This window comes from Massilia sp. R2A-15, from assembly GCF_030704305.1.
In the GTDB taxonomy this organism is placed as follows: Bacteria; Pseudomonadota; Gammaproteobacteria; order Burkholderiales; family Burkholderiaceae_D; genus JAFCUW01.
The window spans coordinates 1,744,870-1,763,647 of record NZ_CP131935.1; the positions used below are offsets into that span (position 1 = coordinate 1,744,870).

Annotated in this window: 12 protein-coding genes; 1 reads left to right on the top strand and 11 read right to left on the bottom strand. The window is 66.8% G+C overall.

The genetic code is table 11. The annotated features are described in order from the left end of the window. Positions 1–35: 35 nt before the first annotated feature. Positions 36–1,907, top strand: a complete 1,872-nt coding sequence (locus tag Q4S45_RS07935; RefSeq protein WP_305510732.1) for a GspE/PulE family protein — start codon at positions 36–38, stop codon at positions 1,905–1,907. Between the two features lie 42 nt (positions 1,908–1,949). Here Q4S45_RS07935 and Q4S45_RS07940 read toward each other — a convergent pair whose 3' ends face one another. The 11 genes from Q4S45_RS07940 to Q4S45_RS07990 form a co-directional block, all read right to left on the bottom strand. Continuing rightward, the gene (locus Q4S45_RS07940; protein ID WP_305510734.1) at positions 1,950–4,223 is read right to left on the bottom strand and encodes an arginine/lysine/ornithine decarboxylase; all 2,274 of its coding nucleotides are present in this window, start codon (positions 4,221–4,223) and stop codon (positions 1,950–1,952) included. A 294-nt stretch (positions 4,224–4,517) separates the two neighbouring features. After that, positions 4,518–5,126 carry a DUF4337 domain-containing protein gene (locus tag Q4S45_RS07945; protein ID WP_305510735.1) on the bottom strand — a complete coding sequence of 203 codons (609 nt, stop codon included), beginning with the start codon at positions 5,124–5,126 and terminating at the stop codon, positions 4,518–4,520. Between the two features lie 2 nt (positions 5,127–5,128). Continuing rightward, a complete protein-coding gene (locus Q4S45_RS07950; protein ID WP_305510736.1) occupies positions 5,129–5,626 on the bottom strand; it encodes a dihydrofolate reductase in 498 nt (165 codons plus the stop codon). A gap of 73 nt (positions 5,627–5,699) precedes the next feature. Continuing rightward, a complete protein-coding gene (locus tag Q4S45_RS07955; protein WP_305510738.1) occupies positions 5,700–7,481 on the bottom strand; it encodes a bifunctional diguanylate cyclase/phosphodiesterase in 1,782 nt (593 codons plus the stop codon). Beyond that, positions 7,478–9,178, bottom strand: coding sequence for a circadian clock protein KaiC (gene kaiC / locus Q4S45_RS07960; RefSeq protein ID WP_305510740.1), 1,701 nt, complete (start codon positions 9,176–9,178; stop codon positions 7,478–7,480). Before kaiC ends, Q4S45_RS07955 begins: the two co-directional genes overlap by 4 nt. 76 nt (positions 9,179–9,254) lie before the next feature. Next, positions 9,255–10,049: a thymidylate synthase gene (gene thyA, locus Q4S45_RS07965; protein WP_305510742.1), complete on the bottom strand. Its 795-nt coding sequence runs from the start codon at positions 10,047–10,049 to the stop codon at positions 9,255–9,257. 17 nt (positions 10,050–10,066) lie between these two features. Next, complete coding sequence (locus Q4S45_RS07970; RefSeq protein WP_305510744.1) at positions 10,067–11,170, bottom strand: low specificity L-threonine aldolase; 1,104 nt, start codon at positions 11,168–11,170, stop codon at positions 10,067–10,069. 148 nt (positions 11,171–11,318) lie between these two features. Beyond that, positions 11,319–13,232 carry a methyl-accepting chemotaxis protein gene (locus tag Q4S45_RS07975; protein WP_305510745.1) on the bottom strand — a complete coding sequence of 638 codons (1,914 nt, stop codon included), beginning with the start codon at positions 13,230–13,232 and terminating at the stop codon, positions 11,319–11,321. Between the two features lie 115 nt (positions 13,233–13,347). Continuing rightward, a complete protein-coding gene (locus Q4S45_RS07980; protein ID WP_305510747.1) occupies positions 13,348–15,165 on the bottom strand; it encodes an ABC transporter transmembrane domain-containing protein in 1,818 nt (605 codons plus the stop codon). Positions 15,166–15,184: 19 nt separating this feature from the next. Next, positions 15,185–16,252 carry a carotenoid 1,2-hydratase gene (locus Q4S45_RS07985; RefSeq protein WP_305510749.1) on the bottom strand — a complete coding sequence of 356 codons (1,068 nt, stop codon included), beginning with the start codon at positions 16,250–16,252 and terminating at the stop codon, positions 15,185–15,187. Beyond that, complete coding sequence (locus Q4S45_RS07990; protein ID WP_305512072.1) at positions 16,252–18,777, bottom strand: ABC transporter permease; 2,526 nt, start codon at positions 18,775–18,777, stop codon at positions 16,252–16,254. Before Q4S45_RS07990 ends, Q4S45_RS07985 begins: the two co-directional genes overlap by 1 nt. Position 18,778 lies beyond the last annotated feature (1 nt).

An 18,778-nucleotide genomic window follows, 5' to 3' on the forward strand; every position in this document is an offset into this window, starting at 1 on the left:
CAAAATCGATATTTCATGTCGATCGGGGAGGCCGCGTGAATACCAGCGCAGAAAGCGACCAGCCGCCGCATTGCGCAACAAGGATCAGCCAGTACCTGCAATGGGAATTCATCACGACGCGCGAGCAGCTCGAAGCCGTCCTGCGCGACCGCGAGGAAATGGTCAAGCTCAAACTCGGCGAAGCGCTGCTCGAGCAGGGACTGATATCGAAGAGCCACCTTGCGCTGGCGCTCGACCGCCAGCTGGCCGACCAGAAGGCGCCGCTGGGGAACATCCTGGTCCAGATGGGCATCGTCGATTCCTTCGTCGTGCGGCGCGCCTTGTTTCGCCGGCTCGGGATCCCGTACGTGAACGTGCTCAAGTTCCAGCTGGAGCCGGTGCTGGTGAACGCCATGCACGAGGAATTCATGCGCAAGCACGGCATCCTGCCGCTGTTTCGCACCGATACGCGCATGGTGGTGGCAGTGGAGAACCCGCTGGCGACCGAGCCCCTGCAGGAGCTGGCGTTCTACACCAAGCTGAAGATCGATGCGGTGATGGCAGGCGCCGACGAACTGGCGGAGGTAATGGAGCACTGCGGCATCGGCTTTGGCGCGCCGAAGAAGATCTCGGAGCTGGCCACGCGGCGCAGCGGCGCCGACGCCGACATGATGGTCCTGCCCGAGATCGATTCGACCGGCGAGGCCGATGGCGCCGTGGTGCGCCTGGTCGACATGATCGTCATGGAAGCGATCGAGTACGGCGCCTCGGACATCCACATCGAGACCATGCGCGGCGACCGGCCGGTGTGCGTGCGCTTCCGCAAGGACGGCGTGATGTTCCACTATTCCGACGTGCCGGCCAGGTTCAAGGACGGGCTAATCTCGCGCATCAAGATCATGAGCCAGCTGGACATCTCGGAGAAGCGCCATTCGCAGGACGGCAAGGTGAGCTTCGATCGCGTGGGGCTGGCGCGCGTCGACCTGCGGGTGGCCACCGTGCCGACTTCGGGCGGCGCCGAGGACATCGTGATGCGCATCCTGACGCCGCCGACGGCGGTTTCGCTCGACGCGCTGGGGCTCGCGCCCGACGTGCTCGCACACCTGCGCGAACTGGCCGGCAAGCCGCAAGGCCTGCTGTTCGTGTGCGGGCCGACGGGATCGGGCAAGACCACCACGGTGCACGCGCTGCTGGCCAGGCTCAATACGCCGTCGAACAAGATCTGGACGGTGGAGGATCCCATCGAGATCGTCCAGGAGGGGCTGCGCCAGGTGCAGGTCCAGGCCAAGATCGGCTGGAGCTTCGCCGCGGTGCTGCGCTGCCTGATGCGGGCCGATCCCGACATCATCATGGTCGGCGAAACGCGCGACTCCGAGACGGCGCGCACGGTGATCGAGGCTTCACTGACGGGCCACCTGGTGCTGTCGACGATGCACACCAACAGCGCGGCCGAGAGCATGGTGCGCCTGCTCGACTTCGGACTCGATCCCTTCAACTTTGCCGATGCGCTGATCGCGGTGCTGGCGCAGCGGCTGGTGCGGCGCCTGTGCAGCGAATGCAGCCAGGCGATTGTGGCCTCCGACGAGCAGATCCGCGTGCTGGCGCAGGCCTACTGCTTCGAGACCGAACTAGAGCCCGCGGCGGTGCAGGCGCAATGGCGCGCGCGCCACGGCGATGCGGACGGCAGGATTCACTTGAAGAGGGCGCCGGGCTGCACGCGTTGCGACAACAGCGGGTACAAGGGCAGGGTGGGTGTGCACGAGCTGCTGATCGCCACGGCGGCGATCAAGCAAATGATTCACGCTAAGGTCACGGCCGCCGAACTGCTGCGCGCGGCCATTGGGCAGGGAATGCGTACGCTCAGGCAGGATGGGATCGAGAAGATACTGCAGGGGGTGACCACTTGGGAACAGATACGGGCAATCTGAAAATGGGGTCAGGTCCGCGGGACCAGACCCCGTACTTGCATGCTATCGGATTGGACGAACGCCGTCGCTCTTCACGCAGTCGACGAAGTAGCCGCGCTTGCCATCCACTTCGCGCTTGACCAGGCCGTGCACGTCGGTCTCGAAGCCAGGGAAGCGCTCGTTGAAGTCGCGCGCGAAGCGCAGGTAGTCGACGATGGTCTTGTTGAAGCGCTCGCCCGGAATCAGCAGCGGAATGCCCGGCGGGTAAGGCGTCAGCAGGATCGCGGTGATGCGCCCCTCGAGGTCTTCGATCGCCACGCGCTCGATCTCGCGGTGCGCCATCTTGGCGAATGCGTCCGACGGCTTCATCGCGGGGATCATGTCCGACAGGTACATCTCGGTGGTCAGGCGCGCCACGTCGTAGGCCTTGTAGAAGTCGTGGATCGACTGGCACAGGTCGCGCAGGCCCATCGCCTCGTAGCGCGGGTTGGCCTGCGCGAATTCCGGCAGGATGCGCCACATCGGCTGGTTCTTGTCGTAGTCGTCCTTGAACTGCTGCAGCGCGGTGACCAGCGTGTTCCAGCGGCCCTTGGTGATGCCGATCGTGAACATGATGAAGAACGAGTACAGCCCGCACTTCTCGATGATCACGCCGTGCTCGGCCAGGTACTTGGTGACGATCGAGGCCGGGATGCCGGACTCGCCGAACTGGCCGTCGAGCGACAGGCCGGGCGTGACCACCGTTGCCTTGATCGGGTCGAGCATGTTAAAGCCCGGCGCCAGCTTGCCGAAGCCGTGCCAGTCATCCTCGGCGCGGATCATCCAGTCTTCCTGGGTGCCGATGCCTTCTTCCGAGAAGGTGTCCGGGCCCCAGACCTTGAACCACCAGTCGTTGCCGAATTCGGCGTCCACCTTCTTCATCGCGCGACGGAAGTCGAGCGCTTCGAAGATCGACTCTTCCACCAACGCGGTGCCGCCCGGCGCTTCCATCATCGCGGCGGCGACGTCGCACGAGGCGATGATCGAATACTGCGGCGAGGTAGAGGTGTGCATCAGGTAGGCTTCGTTGAAGGCGTCCTGGTCGAGCTTGACCGATTCCGACTCGCGCACCAGCACCTGCGAGGCCTGCGACAGGCCGGCCAGCAGCTTGTGGGTCGACTGGGTCGAGAAGATCATCGATTCCTTGGCGCGCGGGCGGTCGCGGCCGATCGCGTGCATGTTCTTGTAGAAGTCGTGGAAGGTCGCGTGCGGCAGCCATGCTTCGTCGAAGTGCAGCGTGTCGATCTTCCCGTCCAACATTTCGCGCAGGGTCTCGACGTTGTACACCACGCCGTCGTAGGTGGACTGGGTGATGGTGAGGATGCGCGGCTTCTTGTTGACGGCTTCGCGGGCGAACGGATTGGCTTCGATCTTGCGGGCGATCGACTCGGGCGTGAACTCTTCGAGCGGGATCGGGCCGATGATGCCCAGGTGGTTTCGGGTCGGCATCAGGAACACGGGAATCGCGCCGCACATGATGATCGAGTGCAGAATCGACTTGTGGCAGTTGCGGTCCACAACGACGATGTCGCCTGGCGCCACGGTCGAGTGCCATACCATCTTGTTCGAGGTGGAGGTGCCGTTGGTGACGAAGTAGCAGTGGTCGGCGTTGAAGATGCGCGCCGCATTGCGCTCGGACTTGGCGACCGGGCCGGTGTGATCGAGCAGCTGGCCCAGTTCCTCGACCGCGTTGCAGACGTCGGCGCGCAGCATGTTCTCGCCGAAGAACTGGTGGAACATCTGGCCGATCGGCGACTTCAGGAAGGCCACGCCGCCCGAGTGGCCGGGGCAGTGCCAGGAGTACGAGCCGTCGTTGGCGTAGTTGACCAGCGCGCGGAAAAACGGCGGCGCCAGGCCGTCGAGGTAGGACTTCGCTTCGCGGATGATGTGGCGCGCGACGAATTCCGGCGTGTCCTCGAACATGTGGATGAAGCCGTGCAGCTCGCGCAGGATGTCGTTGGGGATGTGGCGCGAGGTGCGCGTTTCGCCGTAGATGTAGATCGGGATGTCGGCGTTCTTGTGGCGGATCTCCTGCACGAACGAGCGCAGCGCGGTCAGCGCGAAGTCGGTTTCTTCGAGCGAGCCGCCGCCGAATTCCTCGTCGTCGATCGACAGCACGAAGGCCGACGCGCGCGACTGCTGCTGCGCGAACTGCGACAGGTCGCCGTAGCTGGTCAGGCCGAGCACTTCCATGCCTTCCTTTTCCATGGCTTCGGCCAGGGCGCGAATGCCCAGGCCGGAGGTGTTCTCGGAACGGAAGTCCTCGTCAATGATGACGATGGGGAAACGAAATTTCATGGCAACTCCAAAGCGAAGCGCCGTGAGGGCAGTCCGCGCCGGCCAGGGCGGGATGCTGCTCACGGCACCGAAGAAAATAAGAAGCGGATTTTCGCAGAAATGTCCGCAATCCGGTGAAAAAACTTTAAGCCAGCTTAGCCGACAACGGGCGATTGCTGTCGCACAATACTGTTGCCGGTCGTACCTGCGAAGGCAGGTACCTATGCTGAGCGAGAAAAAAGGTGGAGCAAGCTCAGTATGGGTTCCTGCCTGCGCAGGAAGTCGTTCTCGCCAATGGCGGGAACGACGTGCGGGTCAGTGGGCCGCCGCGCCGCCCAGCAGCGCGCCGACCGGATCGATGTGCAGCCAGGCGAACACGCCCAGCGCCACACCCACCGCGGCGACGGCGTAGGCGCCGATCATCAGCCAGCGTTTGCGCGTGAGCAGGGTGATCGCGGCCAGCGAAATGGCGATCTGCTCGGCGGTGGTGGCCAGCGCCCACTGGTGATGCTGGTGCATCGCCGCGTCGGACTTGTGGTTCCACTCGGTAGACGACGCCTCGAACTTCTCGGCCTTCTTCTTGATGTCGCCCTTCTCGGATTCGTAGCGCGCCACGTCGGCCTTGTATTTGGCGGGATCGACGCCTGGCAGCGTCATCGCCATCTCGGCCAGGTTCTGCTTGCTCGACTTGGCCTGGTAGTAATTCCAGGCGTTGGCCGCTTCGGTCTTGTCGATCGCCGCGTTGTTCTTGAACAGCGCCGCGTCGTTCTGCGTCGAGCCGCCCAGGTAGCCGAACAGGGCGCCGACCGTGGCCAGGATCGCCGTCATGACCGCGATGTTGTTCGAGAAGCTGTCGCCGCCGTGCGCTGCGTGTTCAACCGCGTGGTCGTGCGGGCCGTGTACGTGGAAACCGTGTCCTGACATTGTTAGTTCGCTTTATGGTAGGTGACGAAGGAGTAATCGTAGCCGTTGGCGTCGGAATGGTGCTTCTCGCGCGCCGTTTCGATCCACTGGCCGGGCGGCAGCGGCGGGAAGAAGGTGTCGCAATCGAAGGTATGGTCGATCTCGGTGATGACCAGGCGGTCGGCCAGGGGCATCGATTCGGTGAAGATCTGGGCGCCGCCGATGATGCAGGCTTCCTGGCCGCCGGCCAGCGCGATGGCGTCGGCCAGCGAGGTGACCGCGTCAACGCCATCGTGGCGCCATTCGGCATTGCGGGTGACGACGATATTGCGCCGGTTCGGCAGCGGCCGGCCGATCGAGTCGAAGGTCTTGCGGCCCATGATGATCGGGTGGCCGGTGGTGACGCGCTTGAAGTGCGCCAGGTCCTCGGGCAGGTGCCAGGGCAGGGTGTTGTTGACACCGATGCCGCGCTGCGCGTCGATCGCCACCACCAGGGTGAGCGCGGGTGAGCCGTGCTTCATTTCAGGAAATTCCGTATGCGAAAAATGAGTGGGTATTTTAGCAGCCGCTGCGCGCCTGAGCCAGCCGCCGCCGTCACGACGCCCGCACCGTCCCGCGCCATGGCGAAGGCACGGCCTGGATGTAGCTCGGTCCCAGCCGCTTGACGCGTCCATGCCTGAGCAGCGACGCAAGCTTCATGGCCGGCACCGGCCGGCTGTAGAAGTAGCCCTGCACCAGGTCGCAGCCGCGCTCGCGCAGGAAGCGCGCCTGCCAGGCGGCGTAGGCGCCCTCGGCCGTCGCGGACAGGCCCAGGCTGTGCGCCAGCGCGATGGCGGCGCCGGCGATCGAACTGTTGCGGTCGCCAATGTCGATCTCGGCGATGAGGGACTTGTCGACTTTCAGATTGTCGATCGGGAAGCGCTTCAGGTAGCTCAGGCTGGAATAGCCGACGCCGAAGTCGTCGATCGACAACTCCACGCCAGTGGCCTTCAGTTCGTGCAGGACCGCGCCGATATCGCCCATCAGGGTCGTCTCGGTCAACTCCAGCGTCAGGTATTTGGGATCGAGGCCGCTCTCGGCGAGCGCGGCGCGCACGCTCGCCGCCAGTTCGGACCGGCACTGGCGGGCCGCCACGTTGACCGCCACCGGGATCGGCGGCAGACCCTGGCGTTGCCAGCGCTTGTTCTGCAGGCAGGCTTCGCGCAAGACCCAGTCGCCCAGTTCGACGATGAGGCCGGTTTCCTCGGCGACCGGGATGAAGCGGTCCGGCGGCAGCACCCCCAGGGTCGGATGCGACCAGCGCAGCAAGGCCTCGACGGCGGCGATGCGCCCGGTCGCCACCTCCACCTGGGGCTGGTAGAAGACGATGAACTCGCCGCGCCCGAGTCCGGCGCGCATGCTGCTTTCGAGGGTCAGCCGCTCCATCGCCCGGTTCGTCATGTTGGTGGTGTAGAACTCGTAGCAATTCCCGCCGCGCGCCTTGGCCTTGTACATGGCGCTGTCGGCGTTGCGGATCAGCATGTCGCCGTCGCCGGCGTCGGCCGGGTACAGGCTGATGCCGACGCTGGCGCCGGTGGCGAACTGCGCGCCCTCGATCTGATGCGGCTCGCCCAGCGCCCAGATGATCTTCTGCGCCACGTGGGCCGGCATGTCGGGACGGTCGAATTGCGGGATGACGAATACGAACTCGTCGCCTCCGAGGCGGGCCACCGTGTCTTCCACCCGCAGCAGGGACTTCAGGCGGGCCGCGACGCTGCACAGCAGCAGGTCGCCGACCCGGTGGCCGAGCGAATCGTTGACCAGCTTGAAGCGGTCGAGGTCGAGGAACAGCAGCGCGACCTGGCCGCCGTGGCGGGTGGCAGACGCCAGCGCCTGCGCCAGCCGGTCGCCCAGCAAGTGGCGGTTGGGCAGGCCGGTCAGCGCGTCGTGCTGGGCCAGGAAACTGTTGCGGTCGTCCACCGCCTGGCGCTCGGTCAGCTCGGAAAACACCGCCATGTAGTGGCGCGCGTCGCCAGCCTCGTCGGCGACGGCGTTCACGCACAGCCACTGCCGGTGTCGTTCGCCGGCCTTGGTGTGGCACCAAGCTTCGCCGTGCCAGTGGCCGTCGCGCTGCGCGGCGCGCCAGATGGCGCGGTAGCCGGCGCGGTATCCGGCGCGGTAGCCGGCGCCCGATCCACGCTCCGGTTCCAGAAAGCCGGGACGGCGCCCGGCCGCTTCGGCGGACCCGTAGCCGGTCATCGTGGTGAAGGCGGGATTGACCGCCAGGATGCGGCGCCGCGCATCGGTGATCATGATGCCTTCGGAAAAGCTGTCGAATACCTTGCGGTACAGGGCAAGGTCGCCGTTGCCGGCCGCGGCGGGCGTGGCGGCGTTCATGGCGGCCGCTGCGCCTGGTCGATGCCGCGCCGGCGGCCGATTTCGTTCGCCGATGTGTCGGCCTGCAGTTGCTCGAGCCTGATTTCCTCGGCCAGCGCGGCGCTTTCCGCCCGGCGCAGTTCCAGTTCGCGATTCAGCACGTCGAGACGGGCGCGTACTTCCGCTTCCGCTACCGCCAGTTCGCGTTCGCGCTTGAGCAGGCCGGAGTGCGTCAGCGCCCGCTCGCGCCGCAGCGCTTCCTCTTTTTCCCAGCGCAGCGTGCCCATCAGGACTTCGCCGCCGGCGAGGTACACGTCCGACAGCGTCAGGCCGGCGTCGGAGAGGATCAGTTCGCGGCCCTGGCGGGAGTGGCCGGTGCCGCGGCACTTGACGATGGTGAGCAGGCGGTTGCGCTCGCCCATCTGGACCTTGAACGACAGGTGGATCCAGGTGTCGGCGATGGTGGACACGTTCATTTCCGTGCTTTCGGGACTTTCGCTGTTGGCGACCAGGCTGGTGCTCAGCATCGTGATGCCTTGCGATTTGGTGTAGTGGATCAGGCGCATCGGCACGTCCAGCACCGCCTCGCTGTTGGCCGACCTCAGCACCGCCGACAGCGGATCGATGACCAGGCAGTCCGGCTGGTACTCGAGGAGGATGGCCTTGATCGCCAGCAGGTGCTGCTCGGCATTGAATGCGCTGCTTTGCACCGAATAGAAACGCAGCTTGCCGGCCTCGACATGGGCGCCGAGGTCGAGGTTGACCGAGGCCATGTTGCGCACGATTTCGGTGCTGCTTTCGTCGAAGCTGACGTACAAGCAGCGTTCGCCGCGCTGCGCGGACGCGTCCGCGAAGGCCGCCGCCAGCGTGGATTTGGCCGTGCCCGGGGCGCCCGAAACCAGCACCGTGCTGCCGCGAAAATAGCCGCCCAGTAGCATCGTGTCGAGCCGTTCGATGCCGGTGGACACCCGTTCGGTGGAGCTGGGAAAAGTCATTTCGACGGGGATCGGGCTGGCCACCTCCATGCCGTGCGCGCCGATGATGACGGGGAACACGCCCTCGTGCATGGCCGAGCCGCGGTACTTGGCCACGCGCAGGTCGCGGTGAGCGATGCCCTTGACGATGTGGTGGCCCAGGTGCACCACGCAGTCGGCCATGAATTCGAGGAAGTCGTAGCCGAGTGTGGGGTAGCCGCTGCGGCTGAGGGAGCGCGCCGTGACGATGCCGGTGACGTTGTTGGCCGCCATCCAGTCCTGGATGCGGTACAGTTCCTGGCGTTCGGTGAAGGGGTCGTCAAGCAGGGCCAGCAGGACGTCGATCGAGTCGAACACGATGCGCGTGGCGCGGTTTTCGGTGAACCGGGCGCGTATGTCCGACAGCAAGCCGCTGACGTCGAAGCGGCCGGTCTGGACCACGTCGGGCGACATGCCGGCGTCGAGGAACAGCAGCTTGTCCTGGTCCGACAGGTCCCAGCCGAAGGAGGCGGCGTTGGCGATGACGCTGCGCGAATTTTCTTCGAACGCAACAAAGATGCCGCGTTCGCCGGACAGGCGCGCACCGTTGATCAGCGTTTGCAGGGCGAACACTGTTTTTCCGCTGCCGGGTCCGCCCATGACGATGGAGGTGCGCCCCTGCGGTAAGCCGCCGCCGGTGATTTCGTCGAATCCTTCGATGCCTGTGACGGTTTTCTTCAGGCTGGCGGGATCCGTGGAAAGCATGGGTGTGCCTCGGTTCGGGGCGCCTCAACGTCGCCGCTACTACCATGAGACAGCTGTGCCGCAGCCAGAGTTCCCGTCAGACGGCGACCGGCGCCTTGATGTGCGGGTGCGATTCGTACCCGGCCACTTCGAAGTCCTCGAACTTGTAATCGAACAGCGTGGCCGGCTTGCGCTTGATGACCAATTTGGGTAGCGGCAGCTCGGCGCGCGAGAGCTGCAGCTCGACCTGCTCGAGGTGGTTCGCATACAGGTGGCAGTCGCCGCCGGTCCAGATGAAGTCGCCCACTTCCAGGTTGGCCTGCTGCGCCATCATGTGGGTCAGCAAGGCGTAGGAGGCGATGTTGAAGGGCACGCCGAGGAAGATGTCGGCGCTGCGCTGGTACAGCTGGCAGGACAGCTTGCCGTCGGCGACGTAGAACTGGAACAGCGCGTGGCAGGGCGGCAGCTTCATCTTCGGCACGTCGGCCACGTTCCACGCCGAGACGATCATGCGGCGCGAATCCGGGTTGTACTTGATCTGGTCGAGCACCTGGGTGATCTGGTCGATGTGGCTGCCGTCCGGCGCCGGCCAGCTGCGCCACTGGTAGCCGTAGATCGGCCCCAGCTCGCCGTCGGCGTCGGCCCAGTCGTCCCAGATCGACACGCCGTTCTCTTCGAGGTAGGCGATGTTGGTGGAGCCTTGCAGGAACCAGATCAGTTCATGGATGATCGACTTCAGGTGCAGCTTCTTGGTGGTCACCAGCGGGAAGCCGTCCTGCAGGTTGAAGCGCATCTGGTAGCCGAACACGGAGCGCGTGCCGGTGCCGGTGCGGTCGGTCTTGACGCTGCCGTGGTCGCGCACGTGGCGCATGAATTCGAGGTATTGGCGCATGTGTGGGCTCGCTGTCTTTATAGTGGGATTGTAGCGTACCGGGCCAGGGCGGCGCTGAACAGGGCCAGCGCGGAACGCACCGCGCCGTCGTCCATGTTCAGCAGATTGTCGCCGACGTAGAGTTCGACCACGCTGGACTCAGGCAGGGCGGCGTGCGAGGCGCGGCCGAACAGCCAGACGCCGTGTTCGCGCGCGATTTCGTCTCGGATCGCCAGTGCGCGCTCGCGCGACACCGGCAGGTGAAGGTGCAGAAGGTTGGCCTGCGGGCGCGCGGGGTTCGGCTTGATCAGCGGGTGCGCGCGCAATTCGTCGTACAGCCATTCGGTGCGGGCGAAATATGCCGGGAAGGCCGCCAGGCGCTGGTCGAACTGCATCGCCGCCGACACCACGTACGGCGAGCGATGAACGAGGTTGCCGCCCTGGCGCCGGAACCATTCGGCCGCGCGCGCGACGAACGAGGCGCTGCCGGCCAGCATGGCGCCGCCAAGCCCGCCGATGCCTTTGTACAGCGAGACGTAGACCGAGTCGGCGCCGGCGGCGACTTCGGCCGGCGCGCGGCCGTAGCCCGCAGCGGCTTCCCACAGCCGCGCGCCGTCGAGGTGCAGGTGGACGCCGCGTTCGCGGCAATGGGCCTTGATCGCCGCCAGTTCGTCCCACGAGGGATTCTGGCCGCCGATTTCGCGCATCGGCAGCTCCATGCCGGCGGCGCCCAGCTTGTCGGGCACGGCGGCCAGGTCGTCGACTGTCCAGGGACGGTGGCGGTCGCCGATTTGCAGTGCGTCGAAGTGACCGAGCAGCTGGTAGTTGGAGCGTTCGTGCACGAAGATGTGCGAGGTCGGGTGCAGCGCAGCCAGGCGGCTGCCGCGGTCCTCGCAGGCCAGGCGCAGCGCGGTGACCTGCGCCATCGTCCCGCTGATGCAAAATACCGCCGCCTCGAATCCGAGGACGGCGGCGACCTTGCGCTCGAATTCCTGGATCAGGGCGCCGCTGCCGTAGATGTCGTGGGCGATGTCGTTTTGCTCGCACCACGAGGCCATCGCGGCGAACATCTGGGCCGGCGTGCGTGTTTTATGGCCCGGGAATACGGTGTGGCATGCGGCCTGCAGTTCGGCGTCGGTCAAGGCGGCTCCTTAGGTGAAGACCGCAACTTTACACCGAATCGCCGCCGCCGACCAAGGGCTGGGGTCAGGTCCGCGGGACCAGACCCCGATGTTCATGCGCCGCGGATCGAAGCCGGGGTCTGGTCCCGCGGACCTGACCCCATTTTGATCACGTCAAGAGCGCCGGCTGCGCGGCGAGCTTGAACAAGCGCACCGCGCTTGCCAGGGTCGCCGCCTGGTCCTGCATCGCCTCGGCCGCGGCGCTGGCTTCCTCGACCAGCGCGGCGTTCTGCTGCGTGGCCTGGTCCATCTGCGCGATGGCGCGGTTGACGTGTTCGATGCCGCCGCTTTGCTCGGCGCTGGCGGCGCTGATCTCCGCCATGATATCGGTGACCCGGCCCACACTGGCCAGCACTTCGTTCATCGTCACGCCGGCGTCCGCAACCAGGGTGCTGCCCAGGCCTACCTGGACCACCGAAGCGCCGATCAGCTCTTTGATCTCCTTTGCAGCGGCGGCGCTGCGCTGCGCCAGGTTGCGCACTTCGCTGGCCACGACCGCGAAACCGCGCCCCTGTTCGCCGGCGCGCGCCGCTTCGACCGCGGCGTTGAGGGCCAGGATGTTGGTCTGGAACGCGATGGCGTCGATCACGCCGGTAATGTCTTCAATCTTGCGCGAGGTCTGATGGATCGAGTTCATGGTGTCGATCACTTTCATCACCATGGCGCCGCCTCTTTCCGCGACGTTCGATGCGCCAAGCGCCATCTGGTTGGCCTGCCTCGCATTGTCGGCGTTCTGCTTGACCGTGACGGTGAGCTGCTCCATCGAGGTGGCGGTGGCGGCCAGGTTGGACGCCTGCTGCTCGGTGCGGGCGCACAGATCCACGTTGCCGGTGGAGATTTCGCTCGACGCCGTCGCGATCTGCTCGGCGCCGGCCCGGACTTCACCGACCACCGACGACAGGTTGCGGCTGATGGCGTTCATCGCGTCGGCCAGTCCGCCGATCTCGTCGCGCCGGCTGCTGCCGATGTTGACGCTCAGGTTGCCGCCGGCGATTTCCAGCGCGGCGTCGCGCGCCAGGCCCAGGGGGCGTGTCACGACATTGCGCACGACGAGGAACAGGAGCGCGGCGAACACGCCCAGCGCGGCCAGGCCGAATGCGATGTAGCGGTTGCGTTCGTGCGCCGCGCCACGCGTGATTTCATCGTTGTAGGTGCCGCCTGCGACGACCCAGTTCCACTCGGGGAAGGAGCCGTAGGTCACGGTTTTCCGGCGCGGCGTGGTTTCGCCTTTCTCGGCGTTCAGCCAGGGGTAGCTGACGACGCCCGCTTTCGCTTCGAGCATCTCCTTGACGAAGTAGTGGCCGTCGGAGTCTTTGCTTTCGAGGATGTTGGCGCCTTCCTTGGCCGGATGCACGACCAGTGTGCCGTAGCCCGCGCCCGGGGCGGAATTGAGGACGAAGAAGTAGCCGGTGTCGCCGACCTTGATCTGCTTTATCTTCGCGGTGAGCGCCTGCATGCCGGCCGAAACGTCGATGCCGACGGCGAAAGCCCCGATCATGCGGCCGTCGGCAGCCTTGATTGCATCGAAGCGCACCATGTGCTGCTTGCCGGCGACCGGCGCCAGGATGGTGGCGGACTTGCCGTCGCGGCCGATCGTGGGAACGGGAAGCTGCTCCGATCCGGCGGCGCGCACGAACTTCATGCCATCGAAGGCGAAGGCCGCGGCGCTGGCGCCGGAACGCGTGCTGAAGCGGGTGAAGGCGCCGGCGTCCAGGTCGGCGCCCTTGAGCTTGAGGGCCGCGCCATCGAGCGCAAACCCGCCGTCGAAATCCGCGGCGAGCAGGCGGCTCAGTCCCTGGACTTCGTGCGAGGCGGCCTGGTTGAAGACCGCCGCCATATCGAGGATACCGCGCAGCTCACTGGCGGCGCTGGCGGTGGCGCGGGCATCGAGCATCGAGGCCGTGGTCAGTCCGATCGTGTAGACCAGCGCGCCGAGGATCAGGCCGACGAGGCCGAACGTAAATGCCGTGATTTTGGATCCGACGCCCCAGTTGGCCGGATTGATTGCGCTGCTGCTGCCCATGAAACTCCAGTGTCGTGCCTACCATATCGAAGGGCGGCATCATACCATCGGAGTTTCCACGCGGAAATAGGTCTTTCCTTCCAATCAATCTATCGTTGCGACGCAGCAACGATATTCAGTGGGCCACATGCACGCTGTGAAACTGCAGCGCGGCGAGGTTGGCGTAGATGCCGCCCAGCGCGACCAGCGACGAATGGGTGCCGGTTTCGACGATGCGCCCATCCTCCATCACGATGATGCGGTCGGCGCGCTGCACCGTCGCCAGGCGGTGGGCGATGATGACGGTGGTGCGGCCGACCATCGCCGCTTCCAATGCGCTTTGCACCAGGCGTTCGGATTCCGCGTCCAGCGCGCTGGTCGCCTCGTCGAGCAGCAGCAGCGGCGGATTCTTGAGCAGGGCGCGCGCGATGGCGATGCGCTGGCGCTGTCCGCCCGACAGGCGCACGCCGCGCTCGCCGAGGAAGGACTTGTAGCCCTGCGGCAGGCGCTCGATGAATTCGTGGGCGGCGGCCAGCTTCGCGGCCTGGATCACCTCCGCGTCGGTGGCGCCGGCGCGGCCGTAGCGGATGTTCTCCATCGCGTCGGCCGAGAAGATCACGGTATCCTGCGGCACGATGCCGATGGCGTCGCGCAGGGTGTGCAGGTCGAGCTGGCGGATGTCCACGCCGTCGAGGGTGATGACGCCGGATTGCGGGTCGTAGAAGCGCAGGAACAGCTGGAACAGGGTGGTCTTGCCGGCGCCGGAAGGGCCGACCACGGCGACCGTCTCGCCCGGCTTGATGTTCAGCGACAGGTGCGACAACGCCGACGTTTCGGGACGCGAAGGGTAGTGGAAGGTCACGTCTTTCAGCGCCAGTGCCGCGCCGTTGGCCGCGCGCGCGGGCAGCGGCAGCGGCTTCGAAGGATTCTGGATGTTCGAACGCGCCGACAGCAGTTCGAGCAGGCGCTCGGTGGCGCCGGCGGCGCGCTGCGCTTCGCCCATCACCTCGGACAGCGCGCCGATCGAGCCGGCCACGATCGAGGCGTACAGGATGAACTGCCCCAGGTCGCCGCCGGTCATCGAGCCGGCCAGCACCGCGTGGGCGCCCAGCCACAGCACGAACACGATGGTGCCGAACACCAGCACGATGGCCAGCATCGTCAGCAGCGAGCGGGCCCGGATGCGGCGCATCGCGGTCTGGAAGGCGCCTTCGACCGATTTGCCGAAACGGGACGATTCGATCTTCTCGTGGGTGAACGCCTGCACCGTCGGCATGGCGTTGAGGATTTCGCCGGCCATGGCCGATGCATCGGCGATGCGGTCCTGCGAGTCGCGCGAGAGCTTGCGCACGCGGCGCCCGAACAACACGATCGGCACCACCACCAGCACCAGCAGGCCGAGGATGATCGAGGACAGCTTGATGCTGGTGATGAACAGCATGACCAGGCCGCCCACGAACAGCAGCGTGTTGCGCAGCGCGAGCGAGATGCTGGTTCCGACGACCGCCTGGATCAGCGTGGTGTCGGTGGTGATGCGCGACAGGACCTCGCCGGTCTGGGTGGTCTCGAAAAACTCCGGGCTCTGGTCAACCACGTGCCTGTACACCGCGCTGCGGATGTCGGCGGTCACGCGCTCGCCCAGCCACGACACGGTGTAGAAGCGCGCCGCAGTGGCGACCGCCAGCACGGTGGCCACGCCAAACAGCGCGAGAAAAGTCGCGTCGACATTCTTGATGCTCTTCGCGCCGGCGCCGGCGCCGAAGCCCAAATCGATCATCTGTTTGAACGCGGCGGGAATGGCGAGGGTGGCGCCGGCGGCGAGCACTAGCGCGATGCCGGCGAAAACGAACTGGCGGCGGTAGGGGCGGAGGAAGGGGAGCAGTCCCTTGAAGGCGGCGAGGCTTCCCTTGCGGTTCGAATCAGGCTGCGTGGTGCTGGTGGAGCTGTTGGTCATCGATATTTTCGGTGTTATTTTAAAGTGTCATCGGCCGTTCGTAGCCCGTCAATTCCAGGTAGCCATGGCCGGCGGGCGCGCCATTGCGCTCGATCGTGACCGCGCCTTCCCAATAGACGGCGCCGGTCGAGCGCCGCGCATCGAGTTCCTGGTCTTCCTGCAAGGGCTTGATGCTCCAGCTGGCGGCGCCGGTAACGAGCGTGGCCGCCACCGGATACACGGCGTTGGTGCGCGGCGACTTCCACCGCGCCTGCGGGGTAAAACGGACCTGGTCGGGCGAATACTGCGTCACCTTGCCGGATGCATCGCGCAAGGCTGCATGCGCCCATAGTTTACCACCTTGCTTGCCGCGAACCTGGAAAGCCATCAGGGCCGAGCCGTCGTCGAGGTTCGCGCCGATCCAGTCCCAGCCCGCGGCGTCTGGATCGAGGGCCTGGCTGGACCACTCGTGATCGAGCCAGGCGGTGCCGGCCACCTTCACTGGCGCCGTGCCGGCGCGGCCGGCCATGCCGCTCACCCTTAGCTGCGGCTCGCTGTAGTAGTAGCTGGCCTGCGCGGGATGCGGGCCCTTGCGCGAGTAGCCGGCGTCGCCTTGGGCCATCACGGTCCCTGACGGCGCCAGCTTTAATTCGAGCGTCAGTTCGGACGACTTGACGGCAACCGTGTACACGCCATCGGCGCCGCGCACCATGCGCCAGTCGCCCAGCTTCAGGTCGGTTATGCGAGATTTCGCATAATTGATGCCGAATCCTTCGCGCCCGCTGCGCTGGTCGTGCGCCAGCTTGCCGAGCGAGGGATCGGAGATCGCGGCGTGCGCCATGATCAGCTGCTTCGCCGCGAACGCGCTCGGATTGGCGTCGTCCGCGGCGGTACGGCTGCGGAAGAAGGTGACCTGGAAGCCGAGCGGCTTGCCATCGGGCTTGGTGAGCCAGCCGGTGACGTACCACCACTCGGTCTTGAATTCGGGATGGGCGCCGAAGTCCGCCGGGAAGCTGAGCGTGCGTCCCGGCGTGACCGGTGCGAACACTGGCGCCGCGGCCTGCGCGCATTGGGCCAGCAGCAGGAGCAGGGCGAGGAAGAAGCGCATCACCAGTCCTCCCGCACCGCGCGAATCGGCCCGCCGGAGAGCGCGTAGCGGCCCGAGACCAGCGCGGTCAGCACCGATGCGACGATCAGCAGCGAGGCGACGCCGGCCAGCAGCGCCCATGGCAGGTGCAGCTGCATGGTCCAATGGAAGGACTGCGGGTTGACGACAAATACGAGGATAAGGCTGATCAGGAGGCCCAGCGCGAAGCCGCAGGCAACGCCGAGCGCGGTCAGCGCGCCGCCTTCGAGCGCCAGGATGCGCAGCACCTGGGCGCGCGTCACGCCGACGTGGCGAAGCATGCCGAACTCGCGGGCCCGCGCCAGCGTCTGCGCCGAGAAGGTCGCCGCCACGCCGGACAGGCCGATGGCGATCGCGATCGCCTCGAGCAGGTAGGTGACGGCGAAGCTGCGGTCGAATATCTTCAGGCTCATCGCGCGGATCTGGCCGGGGCTGGCCAGTTGCAGCGCGGCGCCGAACGGCAGGGCGCGCAGGCGCTCGCTGACCTGGGCCGCATCCTGGGTCCAGATGGCGGCGTCGCTCACCTCCTGGTCGCCGGTCAGCGCGCGGTAGTCGGCCAGGCGGACCTGGACCGACCCTGTCTGGCTGGCGTAGTCGCGCCAGGCGCCGGCGATGAAGAACGGGCGCAGTGCGCCGCTCAGCGGAATCTGCATCGTGTCGCCGACCCTGACCCGGTACAGGTCGAGCATCGCTTCGGACACCCAGGCCGGCATCGCTCCGGGTGGCGGGGCTGCAGTGCGTCCGACCATCACCATTGCCTTGCCCGGATCGGCGGCGTCGATATCGCGGGCGATCAGCGTTACCGCGGGCCGCGCGGCGTCGAGCGAGACCGCGCGCGAACGCAGGAACTGGATGCGGGTGACGCCCGGCAGCTTGGCCAGCGCCGCTTGCTGTTCCGGCCCGAGCGAAGCGGTGTTGCCGCTGGCGGCGTTGCGCACGTACAGGTCGGCCGGCAGGATCTGCACCAGCCAGTCGTCCACCGAGACACGGAAGCTCGACACCATGATCGCCATCGCGACCATCAGGCTGAAGCTGGCCAGAACGCCGCCCAGCGCGATCGCGGCCTGGCCGGAGGCATTCGCCAGCCGCGCGATGGTGAGCGCCGGCACCGGATGCTGGCGCCTTCGCATCGCGATCCGGTTGATGGCGCCGAACAGGGTGGCGGCCAGGCGCGGCATCATGGCGATACCGCCGATCAGGAGCAGCGCGATGGCGCCGTAGCCGAACAGCGGCAGCTCGAACACTGGCGGCGCGCGCGTCAGCAAGGCTGCGGCCAGCAGGCAGGCGAGCGAAGGCCAGATCCGCGCGAGTCCCGACAGCGCCGGTTCGTCGCTGCCCGACTTGAGGGCGACCGCGGGCGCCGCGCGGGCGGCTTCGAGCGCCGGCGCCAGGCATCCCAGCAGCGCGACGCCCAGGCCCAGCGCGAAGAACACGCAGGCTGCGACCGGGGCGAAATGCACGGTGGGCCGCACGCCGCTGAAGTAGCCGGCGCCGAGGTCCGCGCCGAAAAAATGCAATGCGGTGGCCGCCAGCGCGAAGCCGCCCGCGATGCCGAGCCCCGCGCCGGTCACGCCGAGGCTGACGCCCTCGAGCAGCACCTGCGCCAGCAGCTGGCGACGCTCGACGCCCAGCACCCGCAGCAGCGCGAACTGGCTGCGGCGGCGAATCACCGACAGCGCCTGCGTCGAAAACACCAGGAAGGCGCCGGTGAACAAGGCGACCAGCGCGAGTACGGTCAGGTTGACGCGATAGGCGCGGCTTAAGGTGTTGGTGCGGCTTTCCTGATCGGCGTCGTTCGGCCGGGAGACCTGGAAGCGGCCCGGGAAGTCGTGCTCCAGGGTTGCTGCCAGCGTTCGCTCGAATGCGTTGCGATCGACGCCCTCGCGCAGCTTCAGGTCGATGCGCGACAGCTTGCCGACGCGGTTGAAGCGCCACTGCGCCGCGCCGATGTCCATCACGCCGATGCGCTGGCCGGCGCGCGCCCGCAGCACGCCGCCGGCCACGCGCAGCTTCACATCGCCGGAACCGGCGCGCAGCGCGACCGCGCCGCCCGTCGTGGCGTTCAGCCATGCCATCGCGGCCGGCGACAGGAACACGGCGTCGTCGGCCAGCATGTCGAACGGCTTGTCGGTAGCGCCCAGCAGGTCGGGCGACACGGCGCCGGCGCGGAAAGGATCGATCCCGATGATCTTCAGCGCGCCGCGCACGCCAGTCACCCCGGCATCGAGCTCCAGCACGGGCGAAGCGACCGCCACGCCGTCGCGCTGCGCCAGCACCGGGTAGATGGCCTCGTCGAACAGCGCCTCGCGGCCGGCCACCTGGACATCGGCCTGGCCCGCCAGGCTGCTCACCGCGGCCGAGAACTCGTTGAACGCCGCAGCGTTGATCAGGTGGATGGCGAAGCCCATCGCCACGCCGACCGCGATGGCGGCGATCGCCAGCAGTGCGCGCACCGGGTGGGCGCGCCACTCGCCGAACAGCAGCCAGCGCGAGAGCAGGCCGGGCAGG